15 protein-coding genes, 3 tRNA genes and 2 pseudogenes are annotated in these 19,135 nt (G+C 70.9%); 10 read left to right on the top strand and 10 right to left on the bottom strand.

Annotation, left to right across the window (positions count from 1 at the left end; all coding sequences use genetic code 11):
• The first annotated feature begins 95 nt into the window (after positions 1 to 95).
• Complete coding sequence (gene dnaG / locus ABT070_RS02685; RefSeq protein ID WP_351753605.1) at positions 96 to 1,997, top strand: DNA primase; 1,902 nt, start codon at positions 96 to 98, stop codon at positions 1,995 to 1,997.
• A 104-nt stretch (positions 1,998 to 2,101) separates the two neighbouring features.
• Positions 2,102 to 3,437: pseudogene (locus ABT070_RS02680) on the top strand (sigma-70 family RNA polymerase sigma factor).
• Positions 3,438 to 3,501: 64 nt separating this feature from the next.
• Here ABT070_RS02680 and ABT070_RS02675 read toward each other — a convergent pair.
• The 4 genes from ABT070_RS02675 to ABT070_RS02660 form a co-directional block, all read right to left on the bottom strand.
• A complete protein-coding gene (locus ABT070_RS02675) occupies positions 3,502 to 5,430 on the bottom strand; it encodes an ABC transporter ATP-binding protein (RefSeq protein WP_351753602.1) in 1,929 nt (642 codons plus the stop codon).
• Complete coding sequence (locus ABT070_RS02670; protein WP_351753599.1) at positions 5,430 to 7,163, bottom strand: ABC transporter ATP-binding protein; 1,734 nt, start codon at positions 7,161 to 7,163, stop codon at positions 5,430 to 5,432. Before ABT070_RS02670 ends, ABT070_RS02675 begins: the two co-directional genes overlap by 1 nt.
• Positions 7,164 to 7,406: 243 nt before the next feature.
• The gene (locus ABT070_RS02665) at positions 7,407 to 8,864 is read right to left on the bottom strand and encodes a xylulokinase (RefSeq protein WP_351753596.1); all 1,458 of its coding nucleotides are present in this window, start codon (positions 8,862 to 8,864) and stop codon (positions 7,407 to 7,409) included.
• Between the two features lie 169 nt (positions 8,865 to 9,033).
• The gene (locus tag ABT070_RS02660; protein WP_171397095.1) at positions 9,034 to 9,339 is read right to left on the bottom strand and encodes a YtxH domain-containing protein; all 306 of its coding nucleotides are present in this window, start codon (positions 9,337 to 9,339) and stop codon (positions 9,034 to 9,036) included.
• Positions 9,340 to 9,497: 158 nt separating this feature from the next.
• Between ABT070_RS02660 and ABT070_RS02655 the strand changes: the two genes are divergently transcribed.
• The 3 genes from ABT070_RS02655 (at position 9,498) to ABT070_RS02645 (ending at position 9,891) form a co-directional block, all read left to right on the top strand.
• A tRNA-Asn gene (locus tag ABT070_RS02655) sits at positions 9,498 to 9,570 on the top strand.
• A 5-nt stretch (positions 9,571 to 9,575) separates the two neighbouring features.
• Positions 9,576 to 9,648, top strand: a tRNA-Asn gene (locus ABT070_RS02650).
• Between the two features lie 169 nt (positions 9,649 to 9,817).
• A tRNA-Ile gene (locus ABT070_RS02645) sits at positions 9,818 to 9,891 on the top strand.
• Positions 9,892 to 10,286: 395 nt separating this feature from the next.
• Here ABT070_RS02645 and ABT070_RS02640 read toward each other — a convergent pair.
• The 3 genes from ABT070_RS02640 to ABT070_RS02630 all read right to left on the bottom strand — a co-directional run bounded on the left by ABT070_RS02640 (position 10,287) and on the right by ABT070_RS02630 (position 12,805).
• On the bottom strand, positions 10,287 to 10,766 hold the full coding sequence (locus ABT070_RS02640; RefSeq protein WP_351753592.1) for a MarR family winged helix-turn-helix transcriptional regulator: 480 nt from the start codon (positions 10,764 to 10,766) through the stop codon (positions 10,287 to 10,289).
• 7 nt (positions 10,767 to 10,773) lie between these two features.
• Positions 10,774 to 11,835, bottom strand: coding sequence for an alkene reductase (locus ABT070_RS02635; RefSeq protein ID WP_351753589.1), 1,062 nt, complete (start codon positions 11,833 to 11,835; stop codon positions 10,774 to 10,776).
• A 64-nt stretch (positions 11,836 to 11,899) separates the two neighbouring features.
• The gene (locus ABT070_RS02630) at positions 11,900 to 12,805 is read right to left on the bottom strand and encodes an NADP-dependent oxidoreductase (RefSeq protein ID WP_351753587.1); all 906 of its coding nucleotides are present in this window, start codon (positions 12,803 to 12,805) and stop codon (positions 11,900 to 11,902) included.
• Between the two features lie 732 nt (positions 12,806 to 13,537).
• On the opposite strand from ABT070_RS02630, the pseudogene ABT070_RS02625 reads away from it, so the two are divergent.
• Positions 13,538 to 14,107 (top strand): annotated as a pseudogene (locus ABT070_RS02625) (MBL fold metallo-hydrolase); the annotation flags it as partial.
• Between the two features lie 75 nt (positions 14,108 to 14,182).
• On the opposite strand, the gene ABT070_RS02620 reads toward ABT070_RS02625, so the two are convergent.
• A complete protein-coding gene (locus ABT070_RS02620) occupies positions 14,183 to 14,707 on the bottom strand; it encodes an SRPBCC family protein (RefSeq protein ID WP_351753585.1) in 525 nt (174 codons plus the stop codon).
• 131 nt (positions 14,708 to 14,838) lie between these two features.
• On the opposite strand from ABT070_RS02620, the gene ABT070_RS02615 reads away from it, so the two are divergent.
• Together ABT070_RS02615 and ABT070_RS02610 are read left to right on the top strand one after the other, a co-directional pair.
• On the top strand, positions 14,839 to 15,738 hold the full coding sequence (locus ABT070_RS02615; protein WP_351753583.1) for a helix-turn-helix domain-containing protein: 900 nt from the start codon (positions 14,839 to 14,841) through the stop codon (positions 15,736 to 15,738).
• 214 nt (positions 15,739 to 15,952) lie between these two features.
• Positions 15,953 to 16,924, top strand: coding sequence for a hypothetical protein (locus ABT070_RS02610; RefSeq protein ID WP_351753580.1), 972 nt, complete (start codon positions 15,953 to 15,955; stop codon positions 16,922 to 16,924).
• A 41-nt stretch (positions 16,925 to 16,965) separates the two neighbouring features.
• Here ABT070_RS02610 and ABT070_RS02605 read toward each other — a convergent pair whose 3' ends face one another.
• On the bottom strand, positions 16,966 to 17,301 hold the full coding sequence (locus tag ABT070_RS02605; RefSeq protein ID WP_351753577.1) for a hypothetical protein: 336 nt from the start codon (positions 17,299 to 17,301) through the stop codon (positions 16,966 to 16,968).
• A 116-nt stretch (positions 17,302 to 17,417) separates the two neighbouring features.
• On the bottom strand, positions 17,418 to 17,855 hold the full coding sequence (locus ABT070_RS02600; RefSeq protein ID WP_351753574.1) for an Lrp/AsnC family transcriptional regulator: 438 nt from the start codon (positions 17,853 to 17,855) through the stop codon (positions 17,418 to 17,420).
• Positions 17,856 to 17,934: 79 nt separating this feature from the next.
• Between ABT070_RS02600 and ABT070_RS02595 the strand changes: the two genes are divergently transcribed.
• Together ABT070_RS02595 and ABT070_RS02590 are read left to right on the top strand one after the other, a co-directional pair.
• Positions 17,935 to 18,732: an AzlC family ABC transporter permease gene (locus ABT070_RS02595; RefSeq protein ID WP_351753571.1), complete on the top strand. Its 798-nt coding sequence runs from the start codon at positions 17,935 to 17,937 to the stop codon at positions 18,730 to 18,732.
• Complete coding sequence (locus tag ABT070_RS02590; protein ID WP_351753569.1) at positions 18,725 to 19,051, top strand: branched-chain amino acid transporter permease; 327 nt, start codon at positions 18,725 to 18,727, stop codon at positions 19,049 to 19,051. The genes ABT070_RS02595 and ABT070_RS02590 overlap by 8 nt, the downstream gene beginning before the upstream one ends.
• Positions 19,052 to 19,135 lie beyond the last annotated feature (84 nt).

Genomic DNA, 19,135 nt, shown 5'->3' with positions numbered 1-19,135 from the left:
TCCCCCGCGGGCGGGCCGCACACGGCACAGCCCCGCGCACCCCAAGGGCACCGCGGCCCGCCGGAGATGTCACCGCGCCCCCGTAGAATCACCACGTGGCAGGACGGATCAACGACGAGGACGTGAAGGCGGTACGGGACGCGGTCCCGATCGACGCCGTGGTGTCCGAGTACCTCCAGCTGCGCAACGCGGGCGGCGGCAACCTCAAGGGCCTCTGCCCGTTCCACGACGAGAAGTCACCGTCCTTCCAGGTCAGCCCGAGCAAGGGGCTCTTCCACTGCTTCGGCTGCCAGGAGGGCGGCGACACCATCACGTTCGTGATGAAGGTCGACCACCTCACCTTCTCCGAGGTGGTCGAGCGGCTCGCCGCCCAGGCCGGCATCACCCTGCGTTACGAGGAGGGCGGCTACAACCCCGCCCACCAGCGCGGCGAACGCATCCGGCTGGTGGAGGCCCACAAGGTCGCCGCCGAGTGGTACGCGGAACAGCTCGCCACCGGGCCCGAGGCCGACACCGGCCGGATCTTCCTCGCCGAGCGCGGCTTCGACCAGTCCGCGGCCGTCCACTTCGGCGTCGGCTACAGCCCCCAGGGCTGGGACCACCTCACCCGCTTCCTGCGCGGCAAGGGCTTCACCGACAAGGAACTGCTCCTCTCCGGGCTCGCCCAGGAAGGCCGCCGCGGGCCCATCGACCGCTTCCGGGGCCGGCTGATGTGGCCCATCCGCGACATCGGCGGAGAGGTCGTCGGCTTCGGCGCGCGCAAGCTCTACGAGACCGACAACGGGCCCAAGTACCTCAACACGCCCGACACGGCGATCTACAAGAAGTCCCAGGTCCTCTACGGCATCGACCTCGCGAAGAAGGACATCGCCAAGTCCAGCCGCGCGGTCGTCGTCGAGGGGTACACCGACGTCATGGCCTGCCACCTGGCCGGCGTCACCACCGCCATCGCGACCTGCGGCACGGCCTTCGGCGGCGACCACATCAAGATCCTCCGCCGGCTCCTCATGGACAACGGCAGCGCCCGTGTCATCTTCACCTTCGACGGCGACGCGGCCGGCCAGAAGGCGGCCCTGCGCGCCTTCGAGGACGACCAGAAGTTCGCCGCCGAGACGTACATCGCCATCGCGCCGGACAACATGGACCCCTGCGACCTGCGCCTCGCGAAGGGCGACGAGGCGGTCGCCGACCTGGTCGAACCCCGTACGCCGCTCTTCGAGTTCGCGCTCCGCCAGATCGTCGTCCGCTACGACCTCGACACCCCGGCGGGCCGCGCCGCCGCCCTCGACGAGGCCGCGCCCATCGTCGCCCGCATCAAGAACAGCGGAGCCCAGCACGAGGTCGCCGTCCAGCTGGCCGGCATGCTCGGCATCCTGGACACCCAGTTCGTCGTCAAGAGGGTCGCCCAGCTGGCCCGTTGGGCCCGCGACCGGGGCGGCAAGGGCCCGGCGCCGGCCCGTGGCCCCCAGTCCCAGTCGTACGAGTCCGCCGCCCGGCCCGCCGCGGGCGGCCCCGCCCTCAATCTCCGCAACGCCGTCTACGCCACCGAACGCGAGCTGCTGAAGCTCGCCCTCCAGCGCCCCGAACTGGTCTCCCCGGCCTTCGACGCGTACGGGCTCGACGAGTTCACCGCCGCCCCCTACGCCGCCGTACGCCAGGCGATCCAGGACGCGGGCGGCGCCGGGTTCGGCGTCCAGGACGGGCAGGAGTACCTCGTCCGGGTCCGGGAGGCCGCGCCCGACGACGCGGTCCGCGCGATGGTGACGGAGCTCGCGGTCGAGGCGATCATGCGCCGCACGGTCGACGAGAACTACGCGGGGGAGCAGTTGGTGACGGTCCGCCGCAGGGCCGTGACCCGCAGGCTCACCGATCTCCAGGGCACGCTGACCCGTCTCGGCCACACGGACCCGGCCCAGTCGGCCGCCGTCCAGAACGAGATGATGATCCTGACCAGGTACGACAGGGCGTTGCAGCACGAGGGCCCGTCCGCTCTCTGAGCCGTCCGCCCGCGGCAGGGTAACCACGCGGTCACTGACCGGACTCAAAAAGTCGCCGCACGCCCCTCGTGGCGGCTGTGTGTCGTACTCCACACTGGGGTGCGGTGCCTGAGTCCTCGGAGCGCGGCCGATCCCGGACGGACGCGGCGTGGCCGCCGACTCCGCCCCGAAGTACCGCTGCTGCTCACCTCAGCAGCGATCATCCTGGAGGTCGCCCCCGTGCAGACCCAGACCCTGACCCAGACCGTCAGCACTGCCGAGAGTACGGCCGGTACCACCGGTGCCGGCACGGCCGACGGCACGGAACCGGACGCCGAGGCCGACGTCCTGGCCGCCGTCCCGCCGCAGAACCGTGCCGCGCACCACCCCGAGACCCAGCCCGGGACCGCCCCGGAGCCCCACGCGGAAGCGCACCCGCAGACACAGGCCGAGCCCGAGACCGAGCCGCCCGCCGAGGCCCTGGAGGAGACTCCCGAGGACGCCCCCGAGCCCGTCACGCCGCCCCGCGCCCGGGCCACCGACAACGGCAGCCCCTCCTCGGACCTGTTCCGGCAGTACCTGCGCGAGATCGGCCGCATCCCGCTGCTCACCGCGGCCGAGGAGGTCGACCTGGCCCGCCGCGTGGAGGCCGGCCTGTTCGCCGAGGAGAAGCTGGCCGGCGCGACCGACCTGGACAGCCAACTGGCCCTCGACCTCGACCGCCTGGTCGTCCTGGGCCGCATGGCCAAGCGCCGCCTCATCGAGGCCAACCTGCGGCTCGTCGTCTCCGTCGCCAAGCGGTACGTCGGGCGCGGGCTCACCATGCTCGACCTCGTCCAGGAGGGCAACCTCGGCCTGATCCGGGCGGTCGAGAAGTTCGACTACGCCCGCGGCTACAAGTTCTCCACGTACGCCACCTGGTGGATCCGCCAGGCCATGTCCCGCGCGCTGGCCGACCAGGCCCGCACCATCCGCGTCCCGGTCCATGTCGTCGAGCTCATCAACCGGGTCGTCCGCGTCCAGCGCCGGATGCTCCAGGAGCGCGGCTACGAGCCGACCGCGGAAGAGGTCGCCGCCCAGCTCGACCTGCTGCCCGAACGCGTCGGAGAGGTCCTGCGGCTGGCCCAGGAGCCGGTCTCGCTGCACGCCCCGGTGGGCGAGGAGGACGACGTGGCCCTCGGCGACCTCATCGAGGACGGCGACGCGGCCAGCCCCGTCGAGTCGGCGGCCTTCCTGCTGCTGCGCGAGCACCTGGAAGCCGTGCTCTCCACGCTCGGCGAACGCGAGCGGAAGGTCGTCCAGCTGCGCTACGGGCTGGCGGACGGCCGGCCGCGCACGCTGGAGGAGATCGGCCGCATCTTCGGCGTGACGCGCGAGCGGATCCGGCAGATCGAGTCGAAGACCCTCAACAAACTCCGCGACCACGCCTTCGCGGACCAGCTGAGGGGCTACCTGGACTGAGCGGGACCGCTCGCCGTCACCCGGCGCGAGCGGTCCCCCCGGAGGGTCTCCGGACCGGAAGCCCTCAGTCGACCTCGGCCAGTGCCTGCGCGAACTGTGCCTTGTACAGCCGCGCGTAGGCCCCGTCCGCCGCCAGCAGGTCGGTGTGCGTGCCCTGCTCGACGATCGAGCCGTTCTCCATCACCAGGATCGTGTCGGCGTCCCGGATGGTCGACAGCCGGTGCGCGATGACGAACGACGTACGCCCGTGCGCCAGCTTCGCCATCGCCTTCTGGATCAGTACCTCGGTGCGGGTGTCGACGGAGCTGGTGGCCTCGTCGAGCACCAGGATCGTCGGGTCGGACAGGAACGCCCGCGCGATGGTGATCAGCTGCTTCTCACCGGCGCTGACCCCGCTGCCCTCGTCGTCGATCACCGTGTCGTAGCCGTCGGGAAGGGTACGGACGAACCGGTCGGCGTGCGCGGCCCGCGCCGCCTCCTCGATCTCGCCGCGGGTGACCTCGCCCGACGCCCCGTACGCGATGTTCTCCGCGATGGTGCCGCCGAACAGCCAGGTGTCCTGGAGCACCATGCCGATGCCGGCCCGCAGGTCGTCGCGGGACATCCTCGCTATGTCGACCCCGTCGAGGGTGATGCGCCCGCCCGAGACGTCGTAGAACCGCATGAGCAGGTTCACCAGCGTCGTCTTGCCGGCGCCCGTCGGGCCGACGATGGCGACCGTGTGGCCGGGCTCCACCGTCAGGGACAGGTCCTCGATCAGCGGCTTCTCCGGGTCGTACCGGAAGGACACGCCCTCCAGCGCCACCCGCCCGCGCAGCTCCGCGGGCTGCTCGGCCGCCACCGGGTCCGCCTCCTGCTCCTCCGCGTCCAGGAGTTCGAAGACCCGCTCGGCCGAGGCCACGCCGGACTGCACCAGGTTCGCCATCGACGCGAGCTGCGTCAGCGGCATCGAGAACTGGCGCGAGTACTGGATGAACGCCTGCACGTCACCGATGGACAGGGAACCCGAAGCGACGCGCAGCCCGCCGACCACGGCGACCAGCACGTAGTTGAGGTTCGACACGAACATCATCAGCGGCTGCATGACCCCGCTGTTGAACTGCGCCTTGAACCCGGCCTCGTACAGCGCGTCGTTCTGCTCGGCGAACTGCTGCGCCGACTCGTCCTGGCGGCCGAACACCTTCACCAGCGTGTGGCCGGTGTACATCTCCTCGATGTGGGCGTTGAGCTTGCCGGTGGAGCGCCACTGCTGCACGAAGTGCGGCTGGGACCGCTTGCCCACCCGGGTGGCGACGACCGCCGACAGCGGCACCGTGACGAGCGCGACCAGGGCCAGGATCCACGACACCCAGAACATCATCGCCAGCACACCGATGACGGTCAGCAGCGAGTTGATCAGCTGGCCCATCGACTGCTGGAGGGTCTGCCCGATGTTGTCTATGTCGTTGGTGGCGCGGGACAGCACCTCGCCGCGCTGACGCTTGTCGAAGTACGACAGCGGCAGCCGGGACAGCTTCGTCTGCACGTCCTCGCGCATCCGGAACATGGTGCGGTTGACGGACTTGTTGACCAGCCGCGTCGCCACCGCCATCAGCAGACCGGCGATCAGGAACACCCCGAGCGCGAACAGCAGGACCTCGCCGACCGACCCGAAGTCGATGCCCTTGCCGGGCGTGAAGTCGGTGCTCCTGAGCATGTCGGCGACACTGCCCTCGCCGCGCTCCCGCATCGAGTCGAGGACCTGCTCCTTGCTGGACCCGGCCGGCATCTGCCGTCCGACGATGCCCGCGAAGACCAGGTCGGTGGCCTTGCCGAGGATCTTCGGCCCCACCACGTTCAGGCCGACGCTCAGCACCACGCAGAACAGCATCCCGTACAGGGTGAACCGCTCCGGCTTGAACTGGGCGAGCAGCCGCCTGCCGGACACCTTGAAGTCCAGCGAGTGGCTGTCGGGACCGGTGCCGGCCATCATGCGCCCCATGGGCCCGGCCATCAGGCAGCCTCCGCTTCCGTGAGCTGGGAGAGAACGATCTCCCGGTAGGTCTCGTTGTCCGCCATCAGCTCGCTGTGGGTGCCCGTGCCGACGACCAGGCCCTCGTCGAGGACGATGATCCGGTCGGCGTCGCGGATGGTGGCCACCCGCTGGGCGACGATCACCACGGTCGCCTCGGCGGTCTCCTGCCCGAGCGCCGCCCGCAGCGCCGCGTCGGTGGCGTAGTCGAGGGCGGAGAAGGAGTCGTCGAAGAGGTAGATCTCCGGCTGCTGCACGAGCGTCCGGGCGATCGCGAGCCGCTGCCGCTGACCACCGGAGACGTTCGTCCCGCCCTGCGCGATGGGGGAGTCGAGGCCGTTCTCCAGCCTGCTCACGAAGTCCTTGGCCTGCGCCACCTCCAGCGCGTGCCACAGCTCCTCGTCGGTGGCGTCCGGATTGCCGTAGCGCAGGTTGGTGGCGACCGTGCCCGCGAACAGGTACGGCTTCTGCGGTACGAGTCCGACGGTCTTCGCCAGCAGCACCGGCTCGACCTCGGCGACGGCCACCCCGTCGACGAGCACCTCGCCCTCGGTGGCGTCGAACAGCCGGGGCACCAGCCCGAGCAGCGTGGACTTGCCGCTGCCGGTCGAGCCGATCACGGCCGTCGTCTCGCCCGGCAGCGCCACGAGGTCGATGGACTTCAGGACGGGCTCCTCGGCGCCCGGATAGCGGAATCCGGCCCCCCGGATCTCCAGATGCCCGTGCCGCCGCAGCTCGGTGACGGGAGCCACCGGCGGAACCACGGACGACGAGGTGTCCAGCACCTCCTGGATGCGCTCGGCGCACACCTCCGCGCGCGGCACCATCATGAACATGAAGGTGGCCATCATCACGGACATGACGATCTGCATGAGGTAGGCGAGGAACGCGGTCAGATCGCCGATCTGCATCTCGCCGCTGTCGATCCGGTGGGCGCCGAACCACACCACGGCGATCGACGACAGGTTCACCGTGGTCATGACCACCGGGAACATCAGCGCCAGCAGGTTGCCGGTCTTCAGCGAGATGTCGGTGAGGTCGCCGTTGGCCTTCCGGAACCGCTGCTGCTCGTACTCGTCGCGGACGAACGCGCGGATCACCCGGTTGCCGGTGATCTGCTCGCGCAGCACCCGGTTCACGGTGTCCAGCTTCACCTGCATGGACCGGAACAGCGGCCGCAGCCGGCGCACGATCAGCGTCACGCAGATGCCCAGCACCGGCACCACGGCGACGAGCACCGCGGACAGCGGCACGTCCAGGCCGAGCGCCAGCACGACCCCGCCCACGCACATGATGGGCGCCGACACCATCAGCGTGAACGTCATCAGGGCCAGCATCTGGATCTGCTGGACGTCGTTCGTCGTCCGGGTGATCAGCGAGGGGGCGCCGAACTGGCCGACCTCCCGGGCGGAGAAGGACTGCACCCGGTCGAAGACCGCCGCCCGCAGGTCCCGGCCGAGCGCGGAAGCGGTTCTGGCGCCGTAGTACACGGCGCCGATGTTGCACACGACCTGCGCCAGCGAGATGGCGATCATCACGCCGCCGAAGGACAGGATGTATCCGGTGTCCCCCTCGACGACGCCGTTGTCGATGATGTGCGCGTTCAGCGTGGGCAGGTAGAGGGTGGCGCAGGTCTGGAGGAACTGCAGTGCCACCAGCAGGGCGATGGGTTTCTTGTAGGGCCTGAGATAGGTCCGTAGTAGTCGTATGAGCACGCTACGTCTCTCGGAGTCGGCGGGGAGGAGCAGGGGAGGGACATTGGTTGCCCCTGGCCCCTATCGTTGAACACTCCACCCGCGTTACCTCAACTGATTAAGCTGAGAGCAGTGCTTTTACGGCCGTCTGTGCAACCCGGACGCACACCCGTACACCCGATGCACACCCGTACACCCGATGCGCCCCACGCACCCGATGCGCCCGCCACACCCCGTGCGCTCCTGTCCGCCGAACGCTTCGCTCTATCCGCGGAACGCTCCCGGATGCGTCTGCTCCCGCACCGAGACGTACTGCTGCCGCACCGCCTGCCCGACGGCCAGCTCCTCGCCCGGGTCCAGGACCTGTGCGGCCGCTCCCTGCCAGGCCGGCGGGGTCCGCGGGTCCAGGGTGCCCTGCGACGCTCCGAGCGCCCAGGCGGCCTGCCGGGCCGCCCCGATCGCCGCGTAGTCCGCCGGCTGCGGCACGACGACCTGCGCGCCGAACAGCGCGGGCGCCGCCGCCTGCACGGCCGGCAGCTCGGCGGCCGCCCCCAGCAGGAAGATGCGCCGCACGTCCACGCCCCGGCCGCGCAGTACGTCGAGAGCGTCCGCGAGCCCGCACAGCATGCCCTCGAAGGCGGCCCGCGCGAAGTGCTCGGGCTTCATCGACTCGCGGCGCAGGCCCGCCAGCGTCCCGGCCGTGTGCGGCAGGTTCGGCGTCCGCTCGCCCTCCAGGTAGGGCAGCATGACCAGCCCGTGCGACCCCGGCGTCGACTTCATCGCCAGGTCCGACAGCGCCTCCAGATCGGGCGCCCCGATCAGCTCGGCGGCCCCGCGCAGGGTCCGTACGGCGTTCAGGGTGGTGACGACCGGCAGATGCATGCCCGTCGCGTCGGCCAGCGAGGTGATCATCCCGCTCTGGTCGATGAGCGCCTCGTGGTGCACGGCCATCACGGACCCGGAGGCGCCGAGGGAGACGACCGCGTCCCCGTGTCCGATTCCCAGCCCCAGGGCCGCGGCCATGGTCTCGCCGGTCCCGGCCGAGATCAGCAGCCCCTCCGGCGTCGTACCGGCCGCGTCGGACGGTCCGATGACCTCGGGAAGCATGGCCTGGTGACCGAGCGCCAGCTCGACGAGATCTGGCCGATAACCGCCGGTGGCCGCGGACCAGTAGCCGGTCCCGGAGGCCCCGCCGCGATCCGTGGTCCTGCGCACGGGCCGTCCGAGGAGCTGCCACACCAGCCAGTCGTGGGCCTGAAGAAGGACGGCGGTGCGGGCGGCGGCGTCCGGTTCGTTCTTCGCCAGCCAGCGCAGCTTGGTCACCGGCTGGGCGGCCTGCGGGACGCAGCCCACCGCCTGCGCCCATGCCTCGCGCCCGCCGACGGCGTCGATCAGATCAGCTGCCGCGACCTGCGCCCGCTTGTCCCCGCCGACCATCGCGGGACGCACGGTGTTGCCCTGCGAGTCCAGCGGCACGACGGCGTTCTGCTGCGAGGACACGCCGATGGCCTGCACGCCCTCGAGCAGCCCACCGCCCGCGGCCTCGCCCAGGGACAGCAGCCAGGCCTGCGGATCGACATCGGAGGGCCGCCCTCCCGCACTCTCGGCGCCTTCCATCGGATGCGGCGCATACCCCTGCCGGAGCACGGCTCCGGTGTCCGCGTCGCAGACGACGATACGAGTGAAATCGGGTGAACTGTCCAACCCGGCGACTATCCCCATGGCGAAAATTCTGCCGCACGCGCCGCTCGGGTTGGGCCGCGGAGACCGCAGGGGTGCCCCGCTGCCGCCGAACGCGGGGCGTTGTCGCTGGTGGAGCCCCCGTGACCGAGCCGTATATGTCACATCCCCGCGGCCCCGGGACGAGCCTCCCGGCGCCTCGAAGGTGCCGCTAGGTGTTGCTGGTGCCCCAGTCGTCCCCGCCCGCGCCGTTGCTGTTGCGGTCGCGCAGGGACCGCACCCGGCCCGCCACCGATTCGGGCATCCGGTCGCCGACCTTGTCGCTCACCGCGTGGTACGCCTTGCCCGCGTACTGGCGGCCCTGCTGGGCGGCGGTCTCGGCGGTGTTGCGCACGGCGGGGTTCTGGGCGACCTGCCGCGCGGACTTCTTCAACTGCTCGTAGCGCTCGCGCCCGGCACGCGTGCCCAGTACGTAACCCAGAGCCAGCCCGACGACGAACGTGAGCTTGTAGCGCATGACGGCCATCCTCTCCTTGCGTTGTCCCTGGCACGACATGGGCGCCGGGGGGAACCGATTGGCGGAGCACCCCCCTGCTTGCGCTAATGTATGTGTCGCAGCGAGCGAGCGCTTCCTGGCGAATACCCAGGTGAGTACGTTCGATGCAAACGAGGCATTCCCCTGTAGCTCAATTGGCAGAGCAGCCGGCTGTTAACCGGCAGGTTACTGGTTCGAGTCCAGTCGGGGGAGCTCGGTCCTCCGTAGCTCAATTGGCAGAGCAGCCGGCTGTTAACCGGCAGGTTACTGGTTCGAGTCCAGTCGGGGGAGCATCGTGAACGAGGACCCCATGGGGGTCCTTTTTCATGTCGGCGGGAACCGTGCAGGCCAGGGGTGCTGTCCTCATGGTCGTGCAAGGTCGACCAGCCGGAGCGTGAGATCGTATGAGCGGCTATGCTGCGGCAGACGGCGCGCACACATGTACGCGACACGCCGCGATGGGGCGGTAGCTCAGCCGGTTAGAGCAGCGGACTCATAATCCGTCGGCCGTGGGTTCGAGTCCCACCCGCCCCACCTGCGCAGGCTTCTGACCTGCGGAAACGTTCTTCTTTTGGGTGCCGGGGCGTCAACTTTCCCTGAGCGGACCGGACCCGCCGCACGTGGGTTCGGGGTCCGGCGATGGTCGTGGTAGCTCCAACCCCTCTGACCTGCGGCGGAGTAGATGATCGAGGGTGTCCCTCGTGGCCAGGCCCGTTCACCCCGGTTCTCCCCGACGTACGGGAGTGAACGGGCGGGTTCCGCCGCATCCGCCGGCTCGGCTCACCGGGGCTTCTTCCGACAGTCGGGGAGCCTGGCTCCGTTCAGCACGGGCCTTCATGGGCCGAGTGTGCTGCGGCACCGTCGCCTTCGCGGGAACGCCGGAAACGATTCGCCCTCCAGGCCGGAACCGGGGTGCAGGCAGAGGGGAGTTAGTCGGACTCTCCCGCCGCAACGTCACGGCCGTTGATCGCGTCGGTGATGGTGTAAGCGATACGGACGAAGGACTCTGCCTGCTGCGCCGACAGGTCCCGCGCGGAGATCTCCTCCAGGGCCCGCCACATGGCAGCGATGGGCTCGCGCATGGCACTGCCCTTGTCGGTGAGGTGGACGACCATGACGCGCCGGTCGTGTTCGGCCGGCTCGCGCACGAGCAGGCCGGCGTCCTGCATGCGGCGCAGGGACTTGGAGACGGTGGAGTGGTCCAGGCCGACGCTTTCGAGCAGTTCGGACTGGGTCTGGCCGTCTCGGTCGAGGAGTTGCATCAGCAGCAGTTCCTGTCCGGGATGCAGGTCCATCTCGCGGAGCATGGCGGCGGCGCGGGCGCGGTGAGCGCGGGCGAGCTGGAAGACCGCGTAGCTCATCGGCCCCTCGCCGGCCGTGGAGGGGGTGCGGTGTGTGGGGGCGGGCATCGGTTCCTCAGACGGTGTGGGTGGGGTAGTCGGTGTAGCCGGCCACTCCGCCGCCGTAGAAGGTCGCCGGGTCGGGGGTGTTCAGCGGCGCGTCAGAGCGTAGCCGCTCGACCAGGTCCGGGTTGGCGAGCGCGAGGGCACCGACAGAGACAAGGTCGGCCGTGCCGTTGTCGACGTCCTCGGCGCGGGTGGGCAGGTCGGTGCCGGCCCGGTTGAGGATCAGCGTGGTCGGCCACAGCGCGCGCAGGGTGCCCAGCAGCTCCTCGTCGCCCGCGTGGAGGATGTGGAGGTAGGCGAGGCCGAGCGGGCTGAGGGCGCGCAGGAGCGCCGGATACAGCTCGGCGGTGTCGGACTCGGCGATGTCGTTGTAGGGGTTGCCGGGGGAGATGCGCAGGCCGGTGCGGTCGGCGCCGATCTCGTCGGCCACGGCAGCGGCGACCTCGACGGCGAAGCGGATGCGGTTGTCGATGGAGCCGCCGTAGCGGTCGGTGCGCCGGTTGGTGTTGTCGGCGAGGAACTGGTGCACGAGGTAGCCGTTGGCGCCGTGGATCTCCACGCCGTCGGCGCCTGCCGCGACGGCGGCCGCTGCGGCGCGGCGGAAGTCGTCGACGGTCGCCACGACCTCCTGCGTCGACAGCGAACGGGGCGTCGGCATCTCCTGGGGCCCGGACGCGGTGAACATCGCGCCCTGCGGCTGGATCGCCGATGGGGCGACCGGCTGACGGCCGTGAGGGGTGTTGTCAGGGTGGGAGATGCGTCCGGTGTGCATCAGCTGGATGACGATCCGGCCGTCGGCCGCGTGCACGGCGTCGGTGACCTTGCGCCACCCGGCGATCTGCTCGTCATTGTGGATGCCGGGGGTGAGGAGGTAGCCCTGTCCGTCGGCGTTGGGCTGGGTGCCCTCGGTGATGATGAGCGCGTGCGAGGCCCGCTGGGCGTAATACTCGGCGTTGAGCTCGGTCGGTATGCCTTCAGACGTAGAGCGGTCACGGGTCATGGGGGCCATGACCAGGCGGTGCGGGAGGGAGATGTCGCCGACGGTGGTCGGCGTCCAGAGGGCGTTCAGCATGATTGGTCCTTCGGTGTGGTGATGGCCGGGTGATGATCGGAACAAGAGGGAATGGCGGGCGTGATCAGTCGAGGGTGAGGACGAGCTTGCCCCGGACATGCCCGGCGTCGCTGATCCGCTGGGCCGTGGCGGCCTGGTCGAGCGGGTGGGCGGTGACGGTGGTGACGAGCTTGCCGGTCGCGGCGTCCTGCGCCAGCGCGGCCAGGCGGGCGGCCGAGCGTTCCTGGCCACCGCTGGAGAAGGTGATGCCGAGCTGGTGCGCGCGGAAGTCGGCGATGGTGACGATGCGCTCGGTGCCGCCGCGCAGGGTGATGGAGTCCTCGAGGGCTCCCTTGCCGGCCAGGTCGAACACCGCGTCCACGCCGTCGGGGGCGAGCGTCCGGACCCGTTCGACCAGGCCCTCGCCGTAGAAGGTCGCGGTGGCGCCGAGCGAGGTGAGGTAGTCCTGGTTGGCGGGGCCGGCGGTGGCGATGACGCGTGCTCCGCGGGCCGTGGCGAGCTGGACCGCCAGGGTGCCGACCGCTCCGGCCGCGCCGTGCATCAGCACGGTCTCCCCGGCGGTGACGCCGAGCAGGTCCAGGACCCGCTCGGCCGTCTCGGCGGCCACCGGCAGCGCGACCGCGTGTTGCCAGTCGAGGCCGGCGGGCTTGGGGGCCACGGTGGTGGCCAGCGCGTACTGGGCGTACGAGCCGGTGTCCGACCACCCCAGCACCTCATCGCCGATCTGCAGGTCCTGCACGCCCTCGCCGAGGGCGTCCACCACGCCGGCGAGCTCGTGACCGGGGACGGAGGGGAGCGGCGTGGGGAACACGGCCTCCAGTGCCCCAGAGCGGATCTTGCCGTCCAGCGCGTTCAGCCCGGCCGCCTTGACGCGGACGCGGATCTGCCCGGGGCCGGGCTGCGGGACATCGATGTCCGCCTCGTGCAGCACTTCAGTGTCGCCGAAACGGTCGAACAGGATGGCTTTCATGATGGCTCCTCTCATGTCATGTCACCACCCATTTAGGTGGCTGGACACATAATCACCGTAACAGCAAACATGTGGCTAGCCAAGTATTTGCTGCCGCTCGGGCTGCGCAGGATCGGCCGCGGTCGCATCGGTCTCCTCGGGGCGGCGGTCGAAGCGAGAGGCGCTCCGCCGGAGCGCGCCTTCCGCGGCCAAGGGTCACGTCGGCTGGAAGCTGGACGACCGGGCCGGCCAGTCCCTGGCCGTGCGCGGCTTCCTTCTGGTTCGTGCCCGGGTCGGCTCGCGGTTGGCCGCCCGGGCAGCCTTCAGCTCCGCGTCCCTCTCCTCCGGTCGCGCCAACAGTTCGGTGTTCGCCTGCTCCAGGCGGGAGGCCTGACGCCCCCGTGCGGCCCGACCCTGGTTGCGGGTTCCCTGCCGATGAGCAGTCCTCCAGGGTCGATACCGCCACCCGTCCGCTTCCTGTGCCTGCGCGGCGACCTCGCAGGCCACCAGGGTTCGCCCTTCGGCAGCCGACGGAACTCGGGTCGCCCTTCCCGGCGGGGCATGTGGCCGAGCGCCTGAACGGCTCCTCGGTCAGGAAGGGCGGCAGCGCGTCGGCGGCCTCTCCGGGTAAGTCCACGGCAGTCCGTTTGCCGCTGTCGGCCTGCTTGAGCATGAAGGGTTCTCGGGCCGGCAGGGCGAGCGAGAGCAGAGGGACGACAGCAGGCCGAGGAAACCGCCGCCCACCAGGTCGAGCGGCTCGGTTTCGAACGGGACGACGTCCGGCACATCATCCTCACGCACTTCGACGCGGACCACATCGGCGGCCTCTCCGACTTCCCGCACGCCCAGGTCCACCTCACCGCGGCCGAGGCACTCGGATCCATGATCTCCCCGTCCCGGCGGGAGAGGATCCGCTACCGGTCGGCCCAGTGGGCCCACGGCCCGAAGATCGTCGAACACCGCCCCGACGGCGAGAAGTGGCGAGGCTTCGCCGCCGCCAAGGAGCTCGACGCCATCGCCCCCGGCATCGTCCTCGTGTCGCTCCCCGGCCACACCCGCGGGCACGCGTGCGTCGCGGTCGACACCGGCACCCGCTGGCTGCTGCACGCCGGCGACGCGTTCTACCACCACGGCACGATCGACGGGCGTACGCCCGTGCCCGCCGCTCTGCGGGCCATGGAAACCCTCGTCGCCTGGGATCTGAAAAAGGTCCGGGACAACCACGCCCGGCTCACCGAGCTGTACCGCCGCGGGGACCCCGACCTGGCGATCTTCTCCGCCCACGACCCGACCCTGTACGAGCAGGTCCGCGCCGGGGCGTGACGGCCGTCTCCGCGGCGCGACAGGCCGGTTCGAGTGGCGAGGGCGCATGCGTGCTGCCTGCCGTGGCGGAACCTGTCAGCCGGTGCGGTGGCCGGCGATCCACTCCGCCAGGGCGAGCAGAGTGGACTCCGCGCTGGCGGTCATGTGGTCCTGCAACGATCGGACGTCCTGAACGGTGTCGCCCAGGACCGGATCAGTGCGCAGCAACTGCCAGGACTGCTGGACGACGCTGCCCCTGCCCCGCTCGTGGAAGTGCCAGTCCCAGCGCACGATGCCGTCGTCGGCGCCGTCGTCGGCCCCGCCGACGACGAAGGCGAACGCGCTGCCCGGATCGGCCCGCACCACCTCGGAGTGGCTGACCCATTCGCGCCCGTCCCGGCGGTTGCGGCCGCTGAAGCGGGCGCCGACCCACGGACCGTCGCCCGGCGCGTAGCTCACCCCGTCGGCGCTCGGACTCCACGTCTCGATCAGTGACACGTCGCTGATGAGGCGGTAGACGGAGTCCGGCGCCGCGTCGACCCAGCACTGCCGGGTGAAGGCGAAGGGAGCCGGATCCAGCCCGGCGAGGGCGTGTCGGGGGCCGGAGGCGGTGGCGCTCATGGAATCTCCCGGAAGCGACGAAGAGGAACGCGGCCCATCCTGGAGACCGGGGCCGGGCCGAGCCAGACCCTGCCGATCCCTACCCCAGCGGGGTGAGGCACGGGCCGTCGGCGGTACGCATACTCGGTTCCATGAACGAGCACGGGCGACTCGCCGACTTCCTCCAGGCACGCCGTAGCCAACTGCGTCCCCAGGACGTCGGGTTGGAGACCTACGGCGAACGGCGCCGGGTGCCCGGGCTGCGGCGGGAGGAACTCGCGATGCTCGCGGGCATCAGCGCGCCCTACTACACCCGCCTGGAACAGGGCCAGTCACGCAACGCCTCACGCGAGGTGCTCGACGCGGTGGCGAGCGCCCTGCGACTGGACGAGTCCGAGCGCGCCCATCTGCACACCCTGGCCCGTGCGCCGAGAAGGGCCAGGGCTGCCGGCCGGCCGCCCGCCGAACGCGTCCCCCCGGCGATGAGCGCCTTGCTCGCGGCCGTCGAGGGCACACCCGCCGTCGTCGTCGGCCGCCGCAGCGACGTCCTGGCCTGGAACCGGCCGGGACACGGGCTGTTCGCCGGGCATCTCGATCCGGACGGTCCCGACGACCCGGGCCGACGGCCGAACATGGCCAGGCTGGTGTTCCTCGACGCGCACACCCGCGACCTGTACACCGACTGGCCCGCCAAGGCCCGGGCCGTGGTGGGCAATCTGCGGCTGACGGCCGGCCGCTTCCCGAACGATCCCCTGCTTGCCGCACTGATCGGCGAACTGACCATGCGCAGCCCGGAGTTCGCCACGATGTGGGCCGATCACCGGATCCTGGCCTGCGATGCCGCCGACTACGAGATGCGCCACCCGCTGGTCGGGACGCTGGAAGTCACCCAGCAGACGCTGCAGAGCCCGCAAGGATCCGGACCGTCCCTGGTGGTGGCCACGGCCGCCCCCGGCTCCCCGTCCGCGACGGCCCTGACCCTGCTCGCCCACACCACCGCGCCCCGGGAGTCGACCCGGCCCCGCCCCGGCGCCGCAACCCGAACCCCCTGACCCGGACCCCCTGACCCGGACCCCCTGACCCGAACCCCCTGACCCGGACCCCTCGTCGCCGGGGGCGCCCGGCGCGGGCAACGCTCCCGCGCCCGCGCGTCGGCATCACGATCACGCACCGGCGCCCCGCGCCCCGCGCCCGGCTCCCGGCCCCCCTGAACCCCCATGGCACCGCACCGCGGCTGCCGCATGCCCGAAAACAGCGAAGGAACCCATGTCCCAGCGAAGCATCAAACTGATCATGTCGGCCGTCGTGGTGGCCGCTGCCGCCCTCACCGCGGCTGTGCCCGCCGACGCGGCCTCCGCCGGAGGACCGCTGACGGATGTGCGGGTCGCCACCCACTTCGACCTGTCCGCGGGGCAGATGCCGGAGAACATCACCCTGCTGCCCGACGGCACGGCGGACGTCACCTTCGCCGCCAGCCGCCAGGTGGCTCAGGTCTCCCCCCGGGGCGCGACACGCATCCTGGCGACGCTGCCCGCACCCGCCGACGGCGGAACCGGCACCCCGGTCCTCGGCTTCCCCCTGGCCACCGGCATCGTCCACACCCCGGACGGCACCGTGTACGTGCTGTACGCGACCGGCACGGCCGACCTGACGGGGTTGTGGCGGCTGCGCCCCGCACAGCCGCCGGAGCGCATCGCCGCACTGCCCGCGGACGGCCTGCCCAACGGGCTGGCACTGGACGAGCGCAGGCGACAGCTCTACATCACCGACTCGGTACTCGGCACCGTATGGACCGTCCCCGTCACCGGAGGCACACCCACCGCATGGTCCACCGCCCCCGAACTCGCCTCGACGGGCTTCCTCGGCGCCAACGGCGCGAAGGTGCACGGCGGCGCGCTGTGGGTGACCAACCTGGACCGGGGCACCGTCCTGCGCATCCCGATCCGGTCGGGAAACCGGGCGGGAGCACCGCAGGTCAAGGCATCGGGCTTGACCGGTATCGACGATTTCGCCTTCACCGGCCGCGGAGACGAGATCCTCGCCGCCCTCAACGCCCCCGGCACGGTCGTGCGCATCCGGCCCGACGGCACCAGCACCACCGTTCTGGACGCCGCCGACGGACTGCAGAACCCCACCTCCGTCGCCCTGCGCGGGGACGACGTGTACGTGCTCAGCGCCGCCTACACCACGGCCACCGACCCCAATCTCCTGCGCGCCCGCCTGCGCGGCCACCGGTAGGGAGGGAGGCGCCGGGGCGGAACCGGTACGAGGCCGCAGGCTCAGCTTTCGCGGGGTTCGGCGGGGCCGGTCGCCCGGGCGCTGAAATCCCTGCGCTCCGCGAGCAGGAACAGGACTGCGGCGGCGGCGATGAAGGCGAAGCCGACGGTCATGCAGGCCATGACCGTCTCGTAGGAGGCATCGGCGATCCGGGGGATGCTGTTGACGAGCACGAGGGCGTAGAAGCACAGCAAGCCGTAGGCGCGCAGCCGCATTCCGGCCGGGCGCTTGCGGAGCCACGGCGGGGTCCACCCTGCCAGCATCGCCACCGGCACCGGCAGCATGAGGGCCGTCGACACGGCCAGCCCTATCCAGTGGTACAGCGGATTGCCGTTCATCCGACCCCTTCCGTGGGCGACCGCCAGCCTAGAGGGCCGGCGGGGCCCGTCCATGCCGGGAGCCGCGAGCTTCCCGGCAGGAGCGGCTGCCCCGGCGGCCTCGAAGTGGCCCGTAGTCAGGCCGGCTTGACCGTCTTCATCGTGAAGTGCGACGTGACGTTCTTGATCCGCGGGATGGTCATGACCTGCCGGCTGAGGAAGGTCTCGTAGGCCGCCAGGTCGGCGACGGCGACCCGTACGAAGTAGTCCGGGCTGCCGAACAGCCGTCTCAGCTCGATGACTTCCTCGGCCCGGGTCAGGATCTCTTCGAAGCGCTCCACCGTGTCCGCGTCCTGGGCCTCGAGGCTGAGGTCGATGAGCACCTCGAAGGAGCGGCCCACGGCCGCGGGGTCGACGACGGCCCGGTAGCCGCTGATGACGCCGTCGGCCTCCAGACGCTGGACGCGCCGCAGGCACGGCCCGGTCGTGAGGCCGACCCGCTGTGCCAGCTCGACGTTGGTCAGCCGCCCGTCCTGCTCCAACTCGGCGATGATTGCGAGATCGATCGGATCCATGACAGAAGATTGCACCCCGAGGCCCTCGGTGAGCAATCTTCGCAACCACGTGTCATGCGTTTTCCGGGACGATGAAGAGATGAAAGAGGACGTTCCCACCCGGGCAGCGGCGCCTGATGCCGTGGTGCCGGATGCGGCGGCGCCGGGTGCCGCACCGGCGCCGGCCGACCGGCGTCGGCAGATCGCCGCCGGAGTCCGCGACTCCTTCTCCGCCGGCCTCGGGATCTTCCCCCTGGGCATCGCCCTCGGCCTGCTGATCGTCCAGGCCGGTCTGCCCTGGTGGCTCGCTCCCGCCCTGTCCCTGGCCGCGTTCGCCGGTTCCCTGGAACTGCTGCTGGTGGGCATGACGGCCGCCGTCACACCGCTGGCCGCCGTCGCGCTGACCGTCCTCGTGGTCAACTTCCGGCACGTCTTCTACGCCTTCTCCTTTCCTCTCCATCTGGTCAGGCATCCGGTGGCGAAGGCGTACGCGGTCTACGCGATGATCGACGAGGCGTACGCCGTCAACTCCTCCCTGCCCGAGGCGGAACGCTCGGCGCCCCGGCTGCTCGCGATGCAGTTCGCCTGCGAGACCTACTGGGTCGGCGGCGGCCTGGTCGGGGTCGCGCTCGGCGCCGCGCTGCCCGCGCCGGTCAAGGGCCTGGAGTTCGCCCTGTGCGCCCTGTTCACCGTGCTCACCCTGGACGCCTTCCGCTCCCGTCGCGAACTCCCCTCGGTCCTGCTGGCCGGCGTCGGCGCCGCGGTCGCGCTCGTACTGACCCCGGGTCTCGCGCTGTTCACCGCGCTGCTGCTGTTCGTCGCCCTGCTCCTCGTACGCCACGCGCTGACCTCGGCCCGCCCCGGAGCCCGCCCCGCCGAGGAGGCCGCCGATGCCTAGCACCTCGTATCTCATCGCCGTCCTGGCGATCGTCTTCACGATCACTCTCGCCCTGCGGGCCCTGCCGTTCGCGGTGCTGCGCGCCCTGCGCGGTTCGGCGACCGTGCGGCAGCTGTCGGTGTGGATGCCGGTCGGCATCCTCGTGATCCTCGCCGTCACGGCCCTGAGCGGCACGATCACGACCGACCCGCACGGAACGGGGTACGCGCTGCTCGCGGTCGCCGTCACCATCGGCGTCCATCTGGCCTTCGGCCGCCGCACGATCCTGAGCGTGGGCATCGGCACCGCCCTCTACGTCGCCCTGCTCAACACCCTGTGATCAGCGCGCTGTGCTCAGCACCCCGTATCGATCACCCCATGTCGATCACCCCGTGATGAGCATCCCGTATTCGGCATCCTGTAT

It is taken from the genome of Streptomyces sp. NPDC002884 (assembly GCF_040295245.1).
Classification (GTDB): domain Bacteria; phylum Actinomycetota; class Actinomycetes; order Streptomycetales; family Streptomycetaceae; genus Streptomyces.
Note: the sequence above shows the minus strand (reverse complement) of the source record. Positions and strands in the feature narration are given on the sequence as shown.